This is a genomic window from Xanthomonas sp. SHU 308 (assembly GCF_000364645.1).
Taxonomy (GTDB): domain Bacteria; phylum Pseudomonadota; class Gammaproteobacteria; order Xanthomonadales; family Xanthomonadaceae; genus Xanthomonas_A; species Xanthomonas_A sontii.
The window spans coordinates 1-2,154 of the sequence record NZ_AQOK01000400.1 but is presented as its reverse complement, the minus strand read 5'-3'; the positions used below and the strand labels follow the sequence as shown (position 1 = coordinate 2,154).

The following is a 2,154-nucleotide window of genomic DNA, read 5'->3' as shown; positions in this document are numbered from 1 at the left end:
CGCAAGCTGGCCGAGCGCAGCCAGGTGGCCGCGCAGGAGATCGGCGAGGTCGCCGGTTCCAGCGTGGAACTGGCGGAGAAGGCCGGTCAGCTGCTGGAGACCATCGTGCCCAGCATCAAGAAGACCTCGGATCTGGTGCAGGAGATCGCTGCCGCCTCGCAGGAACAGTCGTCCGGCGTCACCCAGATCAATGCGGCGGTGGTGCAGCTGAGTCAGATCACCCAGCAGAACGCGACCGCCTCCGAAGAGCTGGCGGCCACCGCCGAATCGATGAGCACGCAGGCCGTGCAGTTGCAGGACAGCATGGCGTTCTTCCAGTTGTCCGCCGGCGCGCGCCGCGCCACGCACGCGCTGGACGACGGTGAGCCGGTGGCGCCGCTGCGTGCGGCTGGCTCGCGCTGGGCGCCGCGTGCGCCATCCGTCGCCGCGCGGCGTTCCGTTGCAGGCAATCGCGACCGCAGCGAAGCGCTGCTGGGCCGCGCCTGATCCATTCCCTGGCGGCGCCTGTCGCGCCGCCAGTTCCGTGTCGCTGTCGTTGTCACAACTGCCCATTGTCGGGAGAGTGCCGTGCTGAAGAATCTCAAAATCGCAACCAAGCTCTACGGCGGCTTCGCCGTGGTCCTGTGCATCCTGCTGGCCCTGGCCGGCGTGGCGTACTTCAACGTGTCCGCGTTGTCGCAGGCCAATTACTGGAACACCCACACCTACAAGGTGATCGCCGAAGTCGATGCCGCGCTCAGCAGCCTGATCAACATCGAGACCGGTACGCGCGGCTTCTCGCTGACCGGCGAGGACGCGTTCCTGCAGCCCTACCGCGACGGCGTCGCCAGCTTCGAAAGCCACCTGCGCACGGCGCAGGAGCTGACCGCCGACAACCCCAAGCAGCAGGAGCGCCTGAACGCGCTGAAGCAGACCCAGGCGCAATGGCTCAGCCAGGCGGTGCATCCGCAGATCGCGCTGCGCAAGAACGTCAACGATGGCCAGGCGACGATGGAGGCGCTGACCGCTGCGGTGCGTGCTTCCAAGGGCAAGGCCTACATGGACGCCATGCGCGATCGCATGGCCGAAGTGCGTCGCGCCGAGAGCGAGTTGCTCGCTGCGCGCGCCACCGAGGCCGAGCAGTTGCAGCAGCGCACCAACCTGACCCTGATCGTCGGCAGCCTGGTCGCGGCACTGTGTGCCTCGTTGATCGGTTTCCTGATCGCGCGGTCGCTGATGAGCGAACTTGGCGGCGAGCCGAGCACGGTGATGGAAGTGGCCTCGCGAATCGCGCGCGGCGATCTCACCGTGCAGGTGCCGACCCGCCCCAACGACAGCACCAGCGCGATGGTGGCGCTGCAGGCGATGGTCGAGCGACTGGCGGAGGTGGTGGGCGAGGTCAATGCCAGCGCGCAGTCGCTGGCCGGTTCGTCCGAGGAAGTCAGCGCCACCGCGCAGTCGCTGAGCCAGGCCGCCACCGAGCAGGCCGCCGGCGTTGAGGAGACCAGCGCCTCGCTGGAGCAGATGACCGCGTCCATCGCGCAGAACACCGACAACGCCAAGGTCACCGAGGGCATGTCGGCGCAGGCGGCCAAGGAAGCGGTGGAGGGCGGCGACGCGGTGCTGGCGTCCACCCAGGCGATGAAGCAGATCGCGCAGAAGATCGGCATCATCGACGACATCGCCTACCAGACCAACCTGCTGGCGCTGAACGCGGCGATCGAGGCCGCGCGCGCCGGCGAGCACGGCAAGGGCTTTGCGGTGGTCGCCGCCGAAGTGCGCAAGCTGGCCGAGCGCAGCCAGGTGGCGGCGCAGGAGATCGGCGAGGTCGCCGCCAGCAGCGTGGGCCTGGCCGATCGCGCCGGCAGCCTGCTCGGCACCATCGTGCCCAGCATCAAGAAAACGTCGGATCTGGTGCAGGAGATCGCCTCGGCCTCGCAGGAGCAGTCCTCCGGCGTCACCCAGATCAACCTGGCAGTGTCGCAGCTCAGCCAGGCCACGCAGCAGAACGCGGCGGCCTCCGAGCAACTGGCGGCGACCGCCGAACAGATGAGCACCCAGGCCGAATCGCTGCAGCAGGCGATGGGATTCTTCCGCCTCAGCCGCGAACAGGACCTGGCCGCGCCGCGCCGTGCCGCGCCGGTGGCGCCGAGGCCGGCCGCCACCCGGCCGCTG

Annotated in this window: 2 protein-coding genes; both read left to right on the top strand. The window is 68.9% G+C overall.

Annotation, left to right across the window (positions count from 1 at the left end; translation table 11 throughout):
- A partial coding sequence (locus D588_RS24765) for a methyl-accepting chemotaxis protein (RefSeq protein WP_017916334.1) occupies positions 1-486 on the top strand: 486 nt, incomplete at its 5' end.
- 81 nt (positions 487-567) lie between these two features.
- Positions 568-2,154 (top strand): CHASE3 domain-containing protein (locus D588_RS24760; RefSeq protein WP_017916333.1); only part of this gene is annotated, 1,587 nt, incomplete at its 3' end.